Origin of the sequence: Chryseobacterium flavum, assembly GCF_003385595.1 — a bacterium.
Taxonomy (GTDB): domain Bacteria; phylum Bacteroidota; class Bacteroidia; order Flavobacteriales; family Weeksellaceae; genus Chryseobacterium; species Chryseobacterium flavum.
The window spans coordinates 98,759-116,568 of sequence record NZ_QNUE01000011.1; the positions used below are offsets into that span (position 1 = coordinate 98,759).

The 17,810-nt window shown below is 35.1% G+C and carries 20 protein-coding genes; 16 read left to right on the top strand and 4 right to left on the bottom strand.

The genetic code is table 11. From position 1 onward, the window contains the following. Window positions 1-26: 26 nt before the first annotated feature. From DRF59_RS14190 to DRF59_RS14200, 3 genes are all read right to left on the bottom strand, one after another. A complete protein-coding gene (locus tag DRF59_RS14190) occupies window positions 27-647 on the bottom strand; it encodes a hypothetical protein (protein WP_115961385.1) in 621 nt (206 codons plus the stop codon). Window positions 648-911: 264 nt separating this feature from the next. Beyond that, window positions 912-2,225 carry a dihydrolipoamide acetyltransferase family protein gene (locus DRF59_RS14195; protein WP_115961388.1) on the bottom strand — a complete coding sequence of 438 codons (1,314 nt, stop codon included), beginning with the start codon at window positions 2,223-2,225 and terminating at the stop codon, window positions 912-914. Between the two features lie 63 nt (window positions 2,226-2,288). Next, window positions 2,289-3,116 (bottom strand): SAM hydrolase/SAM-dependent halogenase family protein, encoded by an 828-nt coding sequence (locus DRF59_RS14200; protein WP_115961391.1) that lies wholly within the window; start codon window positions 3,114-3,116, stop codon window positions 2,289-2,291. Between the two features lie 131 nt (window positions 3,117-3,247). On the opposite strand from DRF59_RS14200, the gene DRF59_RS14205 reads away from it, so the two are divergent. From DRF59_RS14205 to DRF59_RS14225, 5 genes are all read left to right on the top strand, one after another. Continuing rightward, entirely contained in the window at window positions 3,248-4,207 is a 960-nt protein-coding gene (locus DRF59_RS14205) for a PhoH family protein (RefSeq protein ID WP_115961394.1), read from the top strand. 295 nt (window positions 4,208-4,502) lie between these two features. Further along, window positions 4,503-5,000, top strand: a complete 498-nt coding sequence (locus DRF59_RS14210) for a hypothetical protein (protein ID WP_115961533.1) — start codon at window positions 4,503-4,505, stop codon at window positions 4,998-5,000. 460 nt (window positions 5,001-5,460) lie between these two features. After that, entirely contained in the window at window positions 5,461-6,132 is a 672-nt protein-coding gene (locus DRF59_RS14215; protein ID WP_115961396.1) for an outer membrane beta-barrel protein, read from the top strand. A gap of 70 nt (window positions 6,133-6,202) precedes the next feature. Continuing rightward, the gene (locus tag DRF59_RS14220) at window positions 6,203-6,868 is read left to right on the top strand and encodes an outer membrane beta-barrel protein (protein ID WP_115961399.1); all 666 of its coding nucleotides are present in this window, start codon (window positions 6,203-6,205) and stop codon (window positions 6,866-6,868) included. 61 nt (window positions 6,869-6,929) lie between these two features. Then, window positions 6,930-7,583 (top strand): porin family protein, encoded by a 654-nt coding sequence (locus DRF59_RS14225; protein ID WP_115961402.1) that lies wholly within the window; start codon window positions 6,930-6,932, stop codon window positions 7,581-7,583. Window positions 7,584-7,651: 68 nt separating this feature from the next. Here DRF59_RS14225 and ffh read toward each other — a convergent pair whose 3' ends face one another. Then, a complete protein-coding gene (ffh, locus tag DRF59_RS14230) occupies window positions 7,652-9,013 on the bottom strand; it encodes a signal recognition particle protein (protein WP_115961405.1) in 1,362 nt (453 codons plus the stop codon). Window positions 9,014-9,193: 180 nt separating this feature from the next. Between ffh and DRF59_RS14235 the strand changes: the two genes are divergently transcribed. The 11 genes from DRF59_RS14235 (at window position 9,194) to DRF59_RS14285 (ending at window position 17,747) form a co-directional block, all read left to right on the top strand. After that, window positions 9,194-9,565, top strand: a complete 372-nt coding sequence (locus DRF59_RS14235) for a hypothetical protein (protein WP_115961408.1) — start codon at window positions 9,194-9,196, stop codon at window positions 9,563-9,565. A 59-nt stretch (window positions 9,566-9,624) separates the two neighbouring features. Continuing rightward, window positions 9,625-10,722, top strand: a complete 1,098-nt coding sequence (atpB, locus tag DRF59_RS14240) for a F0F1 ATP synthase subunit A (protein ID WP_115961411.1) — start codon at window positions 9,625-9,627, stop codon at window positions 10,720-10,722. A 54-nt stretch (window positions 10,723-10,776) separates the two neighbouring features. Then, a complete protein-coding gene (gene atpE / locus DRF59_RS14245; RefSeq protein ID WP_048511689.1) occupies window positions 10,777-10,971 on the top strand; it encodes an ATP synthase F0 subunit C in 195 nt (64 codons plus the stop codon). A gap of 82 nt (window positions 10,972-11,053) precedes the next feature. Beyond that, window positions 11,054-11,551 (top strand): F0F1 ATP synthase subunit B, encoded by a 498-nt coding sequence (locus tag DRF59_RS14250; protein ID WP_115961414.1) that lies wholly within the window; start codon window positions 11,054-11,056, stop codon window positions 11,549-11,551. 2 nt (window positions 11,552-11,553) lie between these two features. Beyond that, a complete protein-coding gene (gene atpH / locus DRF59_RS14255) occupies window positions 11,554-12,093 on the top strand; it encodes an ATP synthase F1 subunit delta (RefSeq protein WP_115961417.1) in 540 nt (179 codons plus the stop codon). A gap of 16 nt (window positions 12,094-12,109) precedes the next feature. Next, window positions 12,110-13,687 (top strand): F0F1 ATP synthase subunit alpha, encoded by a 1,578-nt coding sequence (gene atpA, locus DRF59_RS14260; protein ID WP_115961420.1) that lies wholly within the window; start codon window positions 12,110-12,112, stop codon window positions 13,685-13,687. A 77-nt stretch (window positions 13,688-13,764) separates the two neighbouring features. Beyond that, window positions 13,765-14,628 (top strand): ATP synthase F1 subunit gamma, encoded by an 864-nt coding sequence (atpG, locus tag DRF59_RS14265; protein WP_115961423.1) that lies wholly within the window; start codon window positions 13,765-13,767, stop codon window positions 14,626-14,628. A gap of 270 nt (window positions 14,629-14,898) precedes the next feature. After that, on the top strand, window positions 14,899-16,257 hold the full coding sequence (locus tag DRF59_RS14270) for a hemolysin family protein (RefSeq protein WP_115961426.1): 1,359 nt from the start codon (window positions 14,899-14,901) through the stop codon (window positions 16,255-16,257). A gap of 12 nt (window positions 16,258-16,269) precedes the next feature. Then, entirely contained in the window at window positions 16,270-16,575 is a 306-nt protein-coding gene (locus DRF59_RS14275) for an ATP-dependent Clp protease adaptor ClpS (protein WP_115961429.1), read from the top strand. 199 nt (window positions 16,576-16,774) lie between these two features. Then, window positions 16,775-17,389: a uridine kinase gene (udk, locus tag DRF59_RS14280; protein WP_050020838.1), complete on the top strand. Its 615-nt coding sequence runs from the start codon at window positions 16,775-16,777 to the stop codon at window positions 17,387-17,389. A gap of 1 nt (window position 17,390) precedes the next feature. After that, complete coding sequence (locus DRF59_RS14285) at window positions 17,391-17,747, top strand: FtsB family cell division protein (RefSeq protein WP_115961432.1); 357 nt, start codon at window positions 17,391-17,393, stop codon at window positions 17,745-17,747. Window positions 17,748-17,810 lie beyond the last annotated feature (63 nt).

The following is a 17,810-nucleotide window of genomic DNA, read 5'->3' on the forward strand; positions in this document are numbered from 1 at the left end:
ATGAATTTACGGTAAAATTTTGGAAATTATATTTCGTTTAAAAATTTTGAAATCATTTCAGCATTTTCAACCGTAAGAATATCAGGTATACCAAAGCTTAAAATGCTGTTTCTGACTTCAAGCTTAAAGCCTTCATCAGGGAAGCTTTTTATTGCTTCTTTTCTTTTTTGGGTTAAAAAACTCATGGTTTTAAATGCATCACTTCCCACGACATAAAAATCTTTAAAATCAGGATCTTTAAAATTAACGGAGAAACTGCTGAAAATTCCTGCAATCTTATCCATTAGCTTCTTTTTATTAATGGAAATATATCCAAAGTCTTCTTTTAAGCTTTTTAGTCCCCAAAGCTGGATGGTGTCATATTTACGATCTAAACGTCCGCCTTTGAAATTTATTCCCACTTTACTGATGATAAAAAGATAGAAAGGGTTATTGTTCACATCCTTTACCAGGTAACAGATGCGTGGAATAAATAACGGATACATATCAAAAGAACTGAACTGTTCGTAAGGAGACTCTTTAATGTCAATAACTGAAATATCATAAGAGAGAGAAAGCAGATCATAGATTTCAGTAATGAGCTTTTCATCCTGTTCGGTGAAATCAAAAAAACTTGTGACATCATATTTCCTGTAATCCGGATCCATTTTCTTGTATATTATTTGTTTAAAAATAATGCTAATAAATCTAATTTACAAAAACTTATTATAATATAAAATTGGATTTAAATAATTATTGTTTTTATAAATTTAAGCATATTTAATTAATTATTTAATAACGATTTTGGCTATTGTTTGTTTTTTTTTGAAATCGAGTGAACTTAACCATATAAAAAACAAAAAAACCTCCGATTAAATCGAAGGTTTAGTATTTAAAATCAACAAAATTACTTATTGCTGATTACTCATTACTTATATTTCTGTGTTCAGATCCCAGTTTTCAAGGTAGTCGTGAACATGCTTCAGCATCATTCCCCCTAAAGATCCATCCACTACCCTGTGGTCATAAGAGTGAGACATAAACATCAGGTTTCTGATTGCGATTACATCCCCATCAGCGGTTTCAAGAACTGCAGGTTTTTTAACAATAGCTCCGATTGCTAAAATAGCTACCTGAGGCTGTGGAATGATCGGTGTTCCCATAAGGTTTCCAAAGCTTCCTACGTTAGAAATGGTATATGTTGCACCCTGAGTATCCTCTGGTCTTAATTTCTTGTTTCTTGCTCTGTAGGCCAGGTCATTGATCGCTTTTGCAAGACCTGAAAGAGATAACTGGTCAGCATTTTTGATGACAGGGACAATAAGGTTTCCGTCCGGAAGGGCAGTAGCCATACCGATGTTGATATTTTTCTTTTTAATGATGTTGTCACCATTTACAGAAACATTGATCATCGGGAAATCCTGGATTGCTTTCACAACAGCTTTTACGAAAATAGGCATGAAAGTAAGTTTCTCGCCTTCACGTTTTTCGAATACTGCTTTGTTTTTATTTCTCCATTTTACAACGTTGGTAACATCTGTTTCGATGAAAGAAGTTACGTGTGGAGCAATTTGTTTTGCTTTTACCATGTTCTCAGCGATGATCTTTCTCATTCTGTCCATTGGAATGATCTCATCACCTGCACTTACCGGGATGGTAGCTGCCGGAGCAGATACTGTCGGTTGTGGTGTAGAAGCGGCCTGTACAGGGGCTGCCTGCTGAACGGGCTGGCTTCCTCTGCTAGCAACATAGGCTAATATATCTTCTTTTGTAATTCTTCCTTCCAAACCGCTTCCTTTAATAGATTTCAGTTCGGTTTCAGAAATGTTTTCCTGTTGTGCAATAGATTTTACAAGTGGAGACAGGTATAGGTCTCCTGAAAATTCTACATTTGAAGAAGCAGCTGTTTTTAAAGGCTCTTCAATTGTCTTTAAAGTTTCAGTATCCGGAGCAGATGCCGGAGCTTCTGTTTTTACTTCTTCTGAAACTGTATTTCCGCCTTCTCCTTCAATTTCTAAAATAGCTATGGCTTCACCTACTTTTGCAACTTCGTCCTTTTGCTTTAAAATTTTCACAATTTTCCCCGAAACTGGTGTCGGTACATCGGAATCTACTTTATCTGTTGCAATTTCTACTACGGAGTCATCCTCCTTTACGTTATCACCTTCATTGAATAACCAAGTGATAATTGTCGCTTCCATAACACCTTCTCCCATGGAAGGAAGCAATAATTTGTATTCTGCCATTTTTGATTTTTAGATTTTGACAAATATATAAAAAAAATCGGTTTTTTTATGAAATATATAATTTTAGGAAAATTCAATATAGATATTCTCACCTACATTCAATCCAAACAAGCTTTTAGCACCGTTTTTCTTGCTTCCTTTGTAGATGGTAAGCTCCAAGAGCTGACTGTCATTGAAAATCGCAGCAGACTGTCCGTGAAATTCGGTTTCCCTTTCCCAATCCGAAACTACCTCGGTATGGCTTGAGAATATTCTTGAAAGCGTAAGGTTTCTGAATTTTATGGTAAAGCTATTGTATCCTTTCCCTGTGCTTTCAAAAAAGTCTTTGCTGATATTTGAGATTATATTTCCGAAATTATCAATATAAGTAACTTCCCCGATGATCATTTTTTCTGATTCGTTGAAGACCGGTCTCGGGAACATCAGCTGTTTTACTGTATTTATTTTCCTTCCGATTACTTCCGGCAGCCCTCCGTTAGCAAGATGAACTGCTGCAGGAACAAATATATCAGTAGAAGTAAAGTTGATAATATCATCGAAACGGTTATTCAATGTGATTTCATAGATCGCTTCAGGCTTGATGTCAAAAAACACAAGGCTTAAAAGACCATTATCAGCGGCCAGAAAATAAGAACCGTCTGCTTTATAAAGGATATTTTTTCTTGATTTATTGTAAAAACTGTCCACAGAAAGGATATGAATAGTGCCTTTTGGGAAATACTTGTATGCATTTCTTACAATATAGGATGTTTGTACAAGGTTGAATGCCTGGATATCGTGGGTTATATCAATAATATTAACCTCAGGATTTAGAGACAGAATTTTGCCTTTCACAGCGGCAACTCTGTAATCTAAATTTCCGAAATCCGAAGTAAGGGTAATAATTGACATGAGCAATGTTAGAATAGTGTAGTATTGCAAAGTTATTTAAATAAACAGAAAGCCCGAAAGATTGTTGAAAAGAATTTGATATAAATTTGAAAAAAAGCTTTAATTTTAAAATCTAAAAATAAAAATACTGCATGTTTGAATTAACATATGATCTGGAAGAAATAGACGCGAAAATTTTCTATGGGGTTAATAACCAATATTTCAACTTAATAAAATCCACCTTTCCAACTCTTAAAATTACAGGACGGGACCATTTTATCTTTGCCATGGGAAATCAGGAGGCTTTGGATATATTGAAACAAAAACTGGATGACATTGTCCGGTTTATATCTAAAAACAACTCAATAGGGCTAAAGGATGTTGAAAATATTCTGAATATTAAAGATGAAAATGAAAAACAGCTGATCTTTGATCAGGATATCATTGTAAAAGGAGTTAACGGGAAAATTATTAAAGCCAAAACAACCAATCTTAAAAAACTGGTTAAGGAGACTGAGAAAAAAGATATGGTTTTTGCAATTGGCCCTGCAGGAACAGGAAAAACATATACCAGTGTAGCTTTGGCAGCAAAAGCTTTACGAGATAAAGAGGTAAAAAGAATTATACTGACAAGACCAGCTGTAGAAGCAGGAGAGAGCCTTGGATTTTTACCCGGGGATCTTAAAGAAAAGCTTGATCCTTATTTACAACCGTTATATGATGCCCTTCGTGATATGATTCCACATGAAAAACTGGAGGGTTTTATGGAGAAAAAAGTAATTGAGGTTGCTCCTCTGGCCTTTATGAGAGGACGTACCCTTGATGATGCTTTTGTTATTCTGGATGAAGCTCAAAATACAACACATGCCCAGATGAAAATGTTTCTGACCAGAATGGGGATGAATGCCAAGTTTATTATTACGGGAGACCCCAGCCAGATTGACCTTCCTAAAAATCAGCAATCCGGGCTGAAAGAAGCGATGAGAATATTAAAAGGGGTTAATGAAATCGGTTTTGTACATCTTACGGAAGAAGATGTTGTAAGGCACCCTGTGGTGAAAAAGATTATTTTGGCTTATAATGATGAAGAAAAAAGATTAAGAAATGATTGATTAAGCTAAATAAAGGAAGTTTGATGGGAAAGTAACTGCTAAAAAGACCTGTAAAACGTTATAATTTAGCGAAAGATCAAGGGGAAAACTGATCAACAGCTTTTAAAAGGTTAGTGTCGGTTTTAAGTTCGGGGGAAATTAATACTTCAAGTCTGTAACAGAGTAGTATCTATAGACATAAAACAGGGCAATAGTCCTGTTTTTTCTTTATTAATCAGTATCAATTTATGCATTTTTGCTTTAGTGATGAAAATTATTAGTATTTTTGGACGATAATTCAAAAGCTACTAAAAAAATGAAAAAACTATTATTAATCGGTGCTTTCGCACTTTTAGGTGGTGCTGCTCAAGCACAGGAAGGTTTTAAACTAGGTGGGCATATTGGTGTTCCTGTATCTGATGCAAGTGATATTTCTTCATTTACATTAGGAATAGATGCTGCTTATATGTGGAACATTACAAAAGGATTAGATCTTGGGGTGACAACAGGATATTCTCACTTCTTCGGAAAAGATAATTTTGATGACTTCGGATTTATTCCTGTAGCTGTTTCAGGTAAATACAAATTTTCAGGAGCTCCTATTTTTGTAGGATTAGACCTTGGATATGGTATTTCTACAAAAGATGGTATGGACGGAGGTTTCTACGCGCAGCCGAAATTCGGATACCAGATGTCTAAAGGAGAGCTGTACATCGGATATCAGTCAATCAGTAACAGACGTGACTATGGTTGGTATAAGCATAGCTGGAATGTAGGAGCTGTTAACATAGGTTATAATTTCTTCCTGAAATAAATAATATTTAACAAAACATAGTAAACTCCGGCTTTTTAGCCGGAGTTTGTTTTTTATGGAGTTAAACTGATATAATTGAAAAATGTTAACTAAATAAGATAGTTGTTGAAATTTTTAACTATTAAATTTATTGTTTTTTAAACTTTATTAGCATTTTTCGGTTTTAAGATTTAACAGCTTAAATGTTAACGTTTTATATATATGATTTCTATTATACCGGGAAAAAACTACTCTTTTGTATAAAAATAACAAATCGCAAACAGCAACCAAATAAAGATCTTGTTGAGAATTTGTGATTTTTTTATTCATAATATTGTGAAAAATATAACAAGTCTTAATTTATATGATTTATTTTTATAAAATATCAATATTTAACAATGATATTAATCACATTAACAAATTTTAATATTAGAGGGTACCACTGTAAATTTGCCCTCAGAAAGTATTAAAATTTTTTAAAATGAAAAAAATATTATTAGCGGGTGCTGTTGCACTTTTCGGTTTATCAAACGCTCAGATTGCTAAAGGTACTACATATCTTTCAGGACAAGTAGGTTATTCTCAGAAAGAAGATAACAATACAGATATTAAAAAAGAGAAATTCAATATTCTTCCAACTGTAGGGTATTTCGTAGATACTAACCTAGCTGTTGGTTTAGGTGTAGGATACAGAAATGAAAATGAAAAAGGAACAAAAACTACAGGAAGCAATCCTCTATTTGTTAGTGAAGGTAAAGTAACTGAATCTGCATTTGTTGTAGCTCCATTCGTAAGAAAATACTGGACTTTAGCTGATAAATTATATATCTTCGGTCAGTTAGAAGTTCCAATGGCATTTGGTCAGAATAAAGTTGAAGGAACAACAACTACTACAACTACAACAGGAGCAGGTACAACTGTAACTACAACATCTACATCTGACAAATCTAACTTTACTTCTATCGGAGTTAACGTTAAGCCAGGTTTAGATTATTTCTTAAACAAAAACTGGACTATCGAAGCTACTATCGGTGAATTCGGATACAATACTTACAAGCAGGATATTGACGGAGCTAAGAGAGTAAACGATTATAAATTCGGATTGAATTTATCTTCTGTAACTTTCGGAGTTAAATATGTATTTGCAAAATAATAAACAAAACATATAGTAATAAAGCCCTGAGAAATATCTTAGGGCTTTTTCTATAAACATTATAACAACCATGAAAAAACTAGTATTAACAGGGGGTATAGTACTTTTTAGCCTCTCACATGCACAGATTAAGAGAGGTTCCGTATATCTTTCAGGACAGATGGAGTACCAGCACAATGAAAATAATGTATTAAATGGCAGCAGAAGAAAGGATGATATTGTAGAAATTATTCCAACAGCGGGCTATTTTGTTGGCTCAAATCTGGCAATAGGGCTGGGGGCTGGCTATAAAAGTGCAGTTTCAAAATATGAAATAGGGTATGGCGGAGCCAGTAATTCACATCAGATTAAGGTTGCAGATAATGCATTTGTTGTCACTCCTTTTATAAGAAAATACTGGACTTTATCTGCTCATTTGTACATTTTTGGTCAATTACAGGTTCCTTTGGAATTTGGCAGGGAAAAGCTGAATTCAAACAACGATATTCAGGATGGGGACCCGCTGCTTTCTTCTTCCTTTAACACAAAAAATAATTATACAAGTATTGGGATTAATATTAAACCCGGCTTAGATTATTTCTTAAGTAAAAACTGGTCTGTTGAAGCTGTTATCGGTGAGTTTGGATACAATACTTACAAGAAGGATGTTGACGGAGCTAAGAGAGTTAATGATTATAAATTCGGATTGAATTTATCTTCTGTAACTTTCGGAATTAAGTATCTATTTACAAATTAACGTATGGATAAGCTTTGAGGGCTTAGAATTAATTAAACAAACTATTTTTAAATTAATAATCATGAAAAAAATTTTATTAGCTTCTGCAATGGCTTTATTTGCAGGTTTACATGCACAAACTACTTTCGGAGTAAAAGCAGGTTATGCTTTGTCGACATTAAATTCTGATACTAACAGTGTTGATTTTGGAGGGATAGGAGCAAGCCTTGAATCTAAATCCGGTTTTTATATCGGAGGATTGGTTGAACATAAACTCAGCAATAAATTTGCATTACAGGGAGAAGTAGAATATGCTAATCTGGGAGGTAAGGCAGTGGTCAAAGTTTCTGGAGTTACGGTAACTGAAAAGCTACACTTTAACAGAATAGTTATTCCTGTATCTGCAAGATATTACGCAACTCCGGAATTGGGACTTTATGCAGGTCCATATGTTAGCTTCAAAACCAATACAAAAGCTAAAATTGAAGTGAGTGGTGCACAGTCGAATCCGGGTGCAATCAACGAAGGTGAAAAATATCTTGAAAATTACTTTGATAATGGGCTGAAGTCTACAGAGTTTGGTTTGTTTTTAGGTGCTGATTATAATGTGTACAAAGGGTTGTTTTTTGATGCACGTTATAGCTTTGGTCTTACGAATATGATCAAAGACCCTGTAAATGGAGAGAAGTTAAAAATGAATTTCTTCCAGTTAGGACTAGGGTACAGGTTTAAATAAACAAGATCTGTAAAAAATAAAAACTCTCAGAATTTCTGAGAGTTTTTTTATGAATAATTTGGACTTTCTTATTTTCCGAACATTCCACCCATTCCAGGCATATTCGGCATTTTGCTCATCATCTGCATCATCTGTTTTCCCTGAGGACCCTGCATCATCTTCATCATTTTACCCATTTGGTCAAACTGTTTCATCAATTGATTTACATCTTCAATTTTTCTTCCGGCACCTTTAGCAATTCTGTTTTTTCTCTGCGTGTTAATGATAGAAGGTTTTCTTCTTTCTTCAGGAGTCATAGAATAGATGATTGCCTCAATGTGTTTGAAGGCGTCATCGCTGATTTCTACGTCTTTGATCGCTTTTCCTACCCCAGGAATCATTCCCATAAGATCCTTCATATTACCCATCTTCTTGATCTGGTTGATCTGCTTAAGGAAATCATCAAAACCAAACTCGTTTTTAGCAATTTTCTTGTGAAGTTTTTTAGCTTCTTCTTCATCAAACTGTTCCTGAGCTCTTTCTACTAAGGATACTACGTCTCCCATTCCAAGAATTCTGTCTGCCATCCTTTCCGGGTAGAAAAGATCCAGAGCTTCCATTTTTTCTCCTGTAGAAATAAACTTGATTGGCTTTTCAACTACAGAACGGATTGTTAATGCAGCACCCCCTCTTGTGTCACCGTCTAGTTTAGTTAAAACCACTCCATCGAAATTTAAGGCATCATTGAATGCTTTAGCGGTGTTTACAGCATCCTGACCTGTCATAGAGTCTACCACGAAAAGAGTTTCCTGTGGTTTAATGAAATAATGTACGGATTTGATCTCGTTCATCATTTGCTCATCAATTGCCAAACGCCCGGCGGTATCCACAATGACTACATCATGGTTGTTGGCTTTTGCAAAATTAATCGCGTTCTCAGCAATCGTAGAAGGGTTGGTAGAACCTTCTTCAGTATAAACAGGAACTTTAATCTGTCCTCCCAATACCTTTAGCTGATCAATTGCAGCGGGACGGTAAACGTCACATGCTACCAATAGAGGTTTTTTATTTCTTTTTGTTTGTAAATAATTAGCAAGTTTTCCGGAGAATGTGGTTTTACCGGAACCCTGAAGACCTGCAATAAGGATAACCGTTGGCTTTCCTGAAAGATTGATCCCCTCCTGGGAACCTCCCATAAGATCCACCAGCTCATCATGAACAATTTTTGTCATGAGCTGCCCCGGTGTAAGGGAAGTAAGAACATTTTGTCCTAATGCTTTATCCTGGACTCTCTTAGTAAGGTCTTTTGCAACTTTATAGTTAACGTCGGCATCTACCAATGCTCTGCGGATTTCCTTTACGGTTTCTGCTACATTGATTTCAGTAATTTTTCCTCTTCCGGAAATATTGTGTAATGCCTTGTCTAATTTATCCTGTAAACTATTAAACATATTTATTGTAAATTATAGGTTTGCAAAAATAAGGAATTTTTAGGATATCCAAATGGTCCGGACACGTAATATTATATATATGAAAAATGATATATATCAAATCATGGTGTAATACGATAGAAAAAGTCTATTTTTGCGATCAATTAATCTGAGCAGGTATTTGATACAAAAATAAATAAAATGAAACTTAGTCCTAATGTTCTTATAGTAGTCTTGTTTTTTCTGACTTTCCTGATTCACTTTTCCCTTTGGAAATTTGTTTTTCATCTGGATGAGATTTTAATTATTAAATTTTACCTTTTCCTGAGTGTTATGTTTATGATGATGGTTACTCTTGTTGTCTTGATCAACAGAATAGCACCGGAGTTTCTGGGATTGTCCGTGATCGGGTTGATCCTTTTGAAATTCGGATTAATGTACTTAATCAGAAAAAAACTGAACTTTGAAGAGGTTCCCGGATATAAATTTCATTTTATTCTCCCGTATTTTGTCCTGACAGCGCTGCTTACATACTATGCAATTAAGCTAATTAATCATGATAAAAAACAGTAAAATTATTTATTGAAACTAGAAAAAATATTATATTTTTGCACAACGAAAAAAACCTATCAATGTTTAAGAAATTCGCAGTTTTATTCTACAGTATTTTTGTATTAAACTTAGTGTCTGCACAGCACGGTGAGGCGACTGCTGGGGCAGCTCCTACCCAAGAGCTTTCAGAGAAAGACAAAGTAAGTAAAGAAAACAAGGAATTCATCGATCATCACTTACTGGATGCTCATGATTTCACATTGATGGTTGATAAAGAAGGTCACCACATCGGTTTCCCTCTTCCTGTTATTTTCTATGATAATGGTTTTCATGCCTTCATGAGTAACAAAGAAGGATTCATGCACGGAGAACCAACTGAAGTAGATGGTGCTCATTATGTATTGCATCATGAAAAGATTTACAAAACGGATGCAGCAGGAACTCTTACACTGGGAGAAGATGGACATCCTACTAATGAAAAGCCTTTAGATCTTTCTATTACAAAGAGTGTTCTTATTATCTTATTAGTAGCCATTTTTATGTTGGTATTGTTTGGTGGAATGGCTAAATCATATAAAAAATCTGTTGTTCCTTCCGGTGCAGCAAGATTCCTGGAGCCTTTGATTATTTTTGTAAGAGATGAAGTGGCTATTCCGAATATCGGACATAAGTATAAAAGATTTATGGGGTACTTATTAACTGTATTCTTCTTCATTCTTTTCCTTAACGTTTTAGGATTAATGCCTTTCGGAATCAATGTTACCGGTAATATTACGATGACATTCTTCCTGGCTATCCTTACTTACCTGATTACAACATTCTCTGCAAATAAGGATTATTGGAAACATATTTTCTGGATGCCGGGAGTGCCTGTGCCAATGAAGCTGATTATGCTTCCTATTGAATTGTTAGGAACAATCACTAAGCCGTTCGCATTGATGATCCGACTTTTTGCAAACATGACTGCAGGGCACATCGTGGTAATGAGTTTGATCGGTTTGATCTATGTATTTAAGAATGTTATTGCCGGAGTAGCATTTCCGTTCTTAACATTGGTGATTTATTTACTTGAAGTGTTAGTAGCATTCCTGCAGGCTTATATCTTTACAATGTTATCTGCTCTGTTTATCGGAATGGCTGTACAGGAGCATGAGCATGAACACCATGCTGCTCATTAATTAAAAGAAATAACACAGTATTATTTAAAAACAAATTTTTTAAAATTATATATTATGGAAATCCCTAAAATTGTAGGTGCTGGTATCGTAGTATTAGGTGTTGGTATTGGTCTTGGTAAAATCGGAGCTGCTGCTCTTGAGGCTATCGCTAGACAACCAGAACAAGCTGGTAAAATTCAAACAGCTATGCTTATTGCAGCTGCACTTGTAGAAGGTGTTGCGTTTGCTGCTCTATTCGCAGTAAACTAATTAAAATCAAATCATTATCTGTAACGGTTGGTTGCAGATAATGATTCTTTAAAAAAGTAATAATTATTTATACATTTATATAATGGAATTAATTCATCAGTTTTCATCAGGGTTATTTATTATCCAGTCTGTTATTTTTCTAGCATTATTGTTTTTGTTAGGTAAATTCGCATGGAAACCTATTTTAAAGTCTATCAATGACAGAGAAACTTCTATTGTTGACGCTCTTAATCAGGCTAAATTAGCCAGAAAAGAGATGGAAACTCTAAAAGAGGATAACGAAAGAATCATTCGTGAAGCTAAAATCGAAAGAGATGCTATCCTTAAAGAAGCCAGAGAAATTAAAGACAGAATCGTAGGAGAGGCTAAAGATGCTGCAAAAGCTGAAGGAGACAAATTGATCGAATCTGCTAAGCAAACTATCCAGGCTGAGAAAAATGCTGCTATGGCAGATATTAAAACTCAGATCGGAACTCTATCTGTAAACATTGCTGAGTCTATTCTGAAACAAAAATTAGACAATAGCGAGGCTCAAAACGAATTAGTTCAAAATTATTTAAACAAATCAAACCTTAACTAAGAATGCTTACATCTAAAGTAGCTAAAAGATACGCACAAGGTTTGCTTGATTTTACAAATGAATCAGGTCAGACGGCTACTGTATTTTCTGAAATGAAAGATGTAGTAAAGGTAATGTCTGAATCTAAAGATTTAAACAAGTTTTTCCTTACTCCTTACATCGATTCTAAAAAGAAAACAGAAGTAGCAAACGAAATATTCAAAGGTTTATCTGTTTCATCTCAGAATCTGATCAGACTGGTTATTAAGCAAGGGCGTGAAAGCCAGCTGAAAAATATAGCTCAGGAGTTCATCAATAAAGTTGAAGACATCAGTGGAGTACAAAGAGTAACACTTACTACTGCAACTCCTCTTTCAAAAGAGAATATTGATCAGATTTTAAGATCTACCAATCTCGTAAATGCCAATTCAAACTTCGATTTGAAAATAGATGTAAAACCTGAGATCCTTGGGGGATATATTTTAAGAGTAGGAGACCAGCAGGTAGACGCGTCTGTAAAGACAAAACTTAATCAAGTTAAAAAAGATTTCCAATTAAATTAAGAAAAACAACCATACAATGGCAGAAATAAATCCGGCAGAAGTATCTGCGATCTTAAAACAGCAATTGGCCAACTTCGATACTCAATCAAATGTTGAGGAAGTAGGTACAGTTTTAACCATCGGTGATGGTATTGCTCGTGTATACGGGTTAGAAAACGTACAATACGGAGAGTTGGTGAAATTTTCTAGTGATGTAGAAGGTATTGTACTTAACCTTGAAGAAGACAACGTAGGTGTTGCTTTATTAGGTGAAAGTAAATTAGTAAAAGAAGGTGATACAGTAAGAAGAACAAACAGAATTTCTTCAATCAAAGTAGGAGAAGGAATGTTAGGAAGAGTAGTAGATACTCTTGGTAACCCAATCGATGGTAAAGGTCCTATTACTGGGGAATTATATGAAATGCCATTAGAAAGAAAAGCTCCTGGAGTTATTTACAGACAGCCGGTAACTGAGCCATTACAGTCAGGTATCGTTGCTATTGACTCTATGATCCCTGTAGGAAGAGGACAAAGAGAGCTTATCATCGGTGACAGACAGACAGGTAAAACTACTGTTGCGATCGATACGATCATTAACCAAAAAGAATTCTTTGATGCTGGTAAACCAGTATATTGTATATATGTTGCTATCGGTCAGAAAGCTTCTACTGTAGCACAAATCGTTAAAACTCTTTCTGATAAAGGAGCTTTAGCTTATACGGTAATTGTTGCGGCTAACGCATCAGATCCGGTTCCGATGCAGGTATATTCTGCAATGGCAGGTGCTGCTATCGGAGAGTACTTCAGAGACACAGGTAGACCAGCTCTTATTGTTTATGATGATCTTTCTAAACAAGCTGTTGCTTACCGTGAGCTTTCTCTGCTTTTAAGAAGACCACCGGGTCGTGAGGCTTATCCTGGAGACGTTTTCTATCTTCACTCAAGATTATTGGAAAGAGCAGCAAAAGTAATTGCTGATGATGATATCGCTAAGCAAATGAATGATTTGCCTGAATCTCTTAAGCCTATCGTAAAAGGAGGTGGTTCATTAACAGCCCTTCCGATTATTGAAACTCAGGCTGGTGACGTTTCTGCGTATATCCCTACAAACGTAATCTCTATTACAGACGGACAGATCTTCTTAGAGTCTGATCTATTTAACTCAGGGGTTCGTCCTGCAATCAACGTAGGTATCTCTGTATCAAGGGTTGGAGGTAATGCTCAGATCAAATCAATGAAAAAAGTTTCCGGTACTCTTAAACTTGACCAGGCTCAATACAAAGAACTTGAAGCGTTTGCTAAGTTCGGTTCTGACCTTGATGCTGCTACACTAGCGGTAATCTCTAAAGGAGAAAGAAACGTGGAAATCCTTAAGCAGCCGGTAAATTCTCCGCTTCCGGTAGACAGCCAGGTTGCTATTATCTACGCAGGTACTGAGAACTTATTGAGAAACGTTCCATTGAACAAAGTAAAAGAATTCCAACACGAATACATCGAGTTCTTAAGATCTAAGCATCCTGATACAATGGCTGCGATCAAGTCCGGGAAAATTGATGATTCAATTACAGGTGTTCTTAAGCAGGCAGCTAACGATTTAGCTTCTAAATACAACTAAAAAAATTCAATGTTTAAGGTTTAGAATGTAAAGTTTTAAACCTTAAACTTCAGACCTTAAACTTTGAACCCAAATTAATGGCAAACTTAAAAGAAATACGAGGCAGAATTACGTCAATTTCATCTACGATGCAGATTACACGTGCTATGAAAATGGTTTCCGCAGCGAAACTTAAAAAAGCACAGGATGCAATCGTAATGCTAAGACCTTATTCTGAAAAATTACAGGAGCTTATCCAGAATGTAAATTCTAGCTCTGATCCTGACCAGATTTCTGTATATGCTCAGAAGAGAGAGGTTAAAAGAATACTTTTCATCGCTGTTACTTCAAACAGAGGTCTTGCGGGAGCTTTTAACTCATCCATCGTAAAAGAACTTAATATTCAGTTTCAAAACAATTCTCAATATGAAATTGAAGTTCTTCCTGTAGGTAAAAAAGCATTTGATGCGGTAAGAAAAAGCCGTACAGTATATACCAATGGAAGTTCTGTTTATGATAACCTGAACTTCGACATGGTTGCTAATGTTACAGAAGGAGTAATGGCGAGTTTCAGAGAAGGTAAATTTGATGAAGTTTATCTTATCTATAACAAATTTATTAACGCAGCGACTCAGGAAGTAACTACAGAACAACTTCTTCCGATCTCAATGCCTGAAACTAAAGAAGGAGAAGTAGAAACAGATTATATCTTTGAACCTAACAGAGCAGAGATTCTGGATAATCTTATTCCTAAATCTATCAAAACTCAGGTATTCAAAGCAATCCTTGATTCAGTAGCATCTGAGCATGGAGCGAGAATGACAGCAATGCACAAAGCTACCGATAACGCACAGGCTTTAAAGAATGATCTTGTAATCTTCTATAACAAAGCAAGACAGGCAGCAATTACCAATGAAATCCTGGAAATTGTATCCGGAGCAGAAGCGCTGAAAAATTCATAAGAATTAACTTAACATACTATTAAAGCATCGATATCATCGGTGCTTTTTTTATGACTGCCAGTTTAAAACTAACAGTTTCCCCCTTAAAACCTTTAATAAAAATAAATTTGAATATAGAGTCCTGTTATTTTTTTTATGGCAAAAGAGAGGTATTGTAGAGCCTGGAATTTTTAATCAGAAAGACTTCATTGAAATAAGTTATCTGTAGCAGATTCAGGTTATTTTTATTTTACATATCTTTGTACTTAATAAAATATATACAACTTCTAAATGGACTCGGACATAGTCAGGCTTTTGCTGGCCTTATTTCTTGTTTTACTAAATGGCTTCTTCGTAGCCGCAGAATTTTCAATTGTTAAAGTTCGTTACTCACAAATTCAACTTAAAGCCGCAGAAGGAAATTCTATGGCAAAGCAGGCAGAGCATATCATCAAACATCTGGATGAATACCTTTCTGCCACACAGTTAGGAATTACATTGGCATCTCTTGCCCTGGGATGGGTGGGAGAGAGTGCCCTGCATCATATCGTGGAAAATATTTTCCATTCACTTAATATAACTATGAGTCAGGCTTCCATTACTTCGGTATCCCTGATTATCAGCTTCGTATTAATTACCATTATGCATATTGTATTTGGTGAACTTATTCCTAAATCAATTGCTATCAGAAAATCAGAAGCCACCACAATGGCAACTGCGGTTCCATTAAGGGTCTTTTATACCATATTTAAACCATTCATCTGGCTGATGAACTCAATGTCAAATGGATTTTTAAGACTTATAAAGATTCATCCGGCTTCAGAGCAGGAGATTCACTCCACGGAAGAACTTCAGCTTCTTGTAAAACAGAGTGCGGATAGCGGAGAGATTGAAGAAGAGAATTATGAGATTATAAAAAACGCATTTGATTTTACAGATCATTCTGCAAAACAGATCATGGTTCCCAGACAAAATATTACTTCCATTGATTTTGAAGAAGACGTAAATGATATTATCAATAAGATCATGGAAAGCGGTTATTCCCGTATTCCTGTATATGTTGATTCTATTGATAATGTAATTGGAATTTTTTATACAAAAGAGATCATCAGGGAATTTGTTAAAAGAAAAGGAGACCTGGATCATGAAGATCTTAAAGATCTGATGCGTGACGCATTTTTTGTGGTGGAAAGCAAGAAAGTTTCAGACTTACTGAAAATATTCCAGCAGAAAAAACAACACCTTGCTATTGTTATTGATGAATTCGGGGGAACAGAAGGGATTATTACGTTAGAGGATATCCTGGAAGAGCTTGTCGGTGAAATTCAGGATGAAGAAGACGATGAAGAAAAAATAGTTGATAAAATAGGAGATAATACGTATTGGGTACAGGCTACTCAGCCTTTGGATGAAATCAACGAATTTTTGCCTAAAAAATTGCCATTATCTGAGGAGAGTGAATACAACTCCCTTGCAGGATTCATTCTTCATGCATTAGAAGAGATTCCTGAGGAAAACCAGGAGTTTGATCTTGAAAATTATCATTTCAAAATTTTGAAAATGAACAATAAAAGTGTCGAACTTGTAGAGCTGGTCTACCACGAGCCTAATGCCATAGACCATCTGGCAGATAAAATCGGAGAAGTTTAAAAAAAACCGGAAATGAATTTTTATAATAGCATAAAAGACTACGAAAACCCGAAACGGGAATATGAAGAAGAAGTTCTTGTTCTGGATGATACGGATGATGTCTATAAGCTGGTACTGCATAATGATGATGTCCATACTTTTGATTATGTGATAGACTGCCTGATAGAAATATGCAAGCATACTCTGGAACAGGCTGAGCAATGTACCATTTTAGTTCATTACAAAGGCAAATGTACAGTAAAAACAGGCTCCATGGATATTTTGAAGCCTATGCATGAAAAATTACTTTCAAGAGAATTAACAAGCGAAATTGTATAAAAAAATCCGGCAGATGAATTGCCGGATTTTTTGTTAAAGATCAACGTAATTAAGAAATAACAGGCAAAGACCGGTCTGATTATTTTAATTGTTTAATTTTTTTATTGATCGTCGCTTAATTCTTCAAATTATATTCCTACATTGTCATATTTTATCTAAAATAGTATATTTGTACCAACTATAAAGAAACAAAAAAAGAATGCTTGTAATAGGAATTGCCGGTGGTACGGGATCCGGCAAAACTACAGTTGTTGACAAGATACTTCAGCAGCTTGATATTGAAGGAATGAATATCCTTTCTCAGGATAATTATTATCATGACAATCAGAACCTGACATTGACGGAGAGAGAAGCTTTAAATTATGATCATCCCAAGTCTATTGATTTTGAACTTCTGATAAAACATGTAAAAGCTTTAAAAAACAATGAGCCGATAGAACAGCCGATTTATAGCTTTGTAACTCATTCCAGAACAGGAGATCATGTCACTGTAGAACCTAAAAATGTATTGGTGGTAGAAGGAATTCTGGTTCTTACCAACAAAGAATTACTGAAAGAATTTGATCTGAAAGTATTTGTTCATGCTGATTCCGACGAAAGATTAATCAGAAGGATCAGAAGAGATACCCAGGAAAGAGGGAGAGATCTGAGTGAAGTATTGCACCGTTATCAGACTACCTTAAAGCCAATGCACCAGGAATTCATCGAGCCGTCTAAAAATGAGGCAGATCTTATTATCCCAAATATGAGACAGAATTCCGTAGCGATTGATTTTTTAACTACTGTTATTAAAAACTCGTTGAAGAAACATTAAAATGGAAGAAAATAACCTTATCAAAGACATTAAGCCGAAATCGGAAACATTGAAACTTATCCAGAAATATGTTCTGAATAAATATACCATTACGATCTGCCTGTTTTTGGTATGGATGACTTTCTTTGATAAAACCTCATTTCTTGTTATTAACGAACTGAATGGTGAAATCAGTAAATATGAAGATCAGCTGGAGTATTACAAACAGGAATACGAAAAGAATGATGCCTTTTATAAAAAACTGATGAATAACAAATCAGAAAAGGAAAAATACGCAAGAGAGAATTATTTTATGAAAAAACCAAATGAAGAAATCTTCATTCTGGTGGTAGACAGTACCAAAGTCGCTAAGAAATAATAAAGTTGAATAGAGAAGTTCACTTGTAAAGCAAATTCACTATTGACAATTCACAAATAAAAA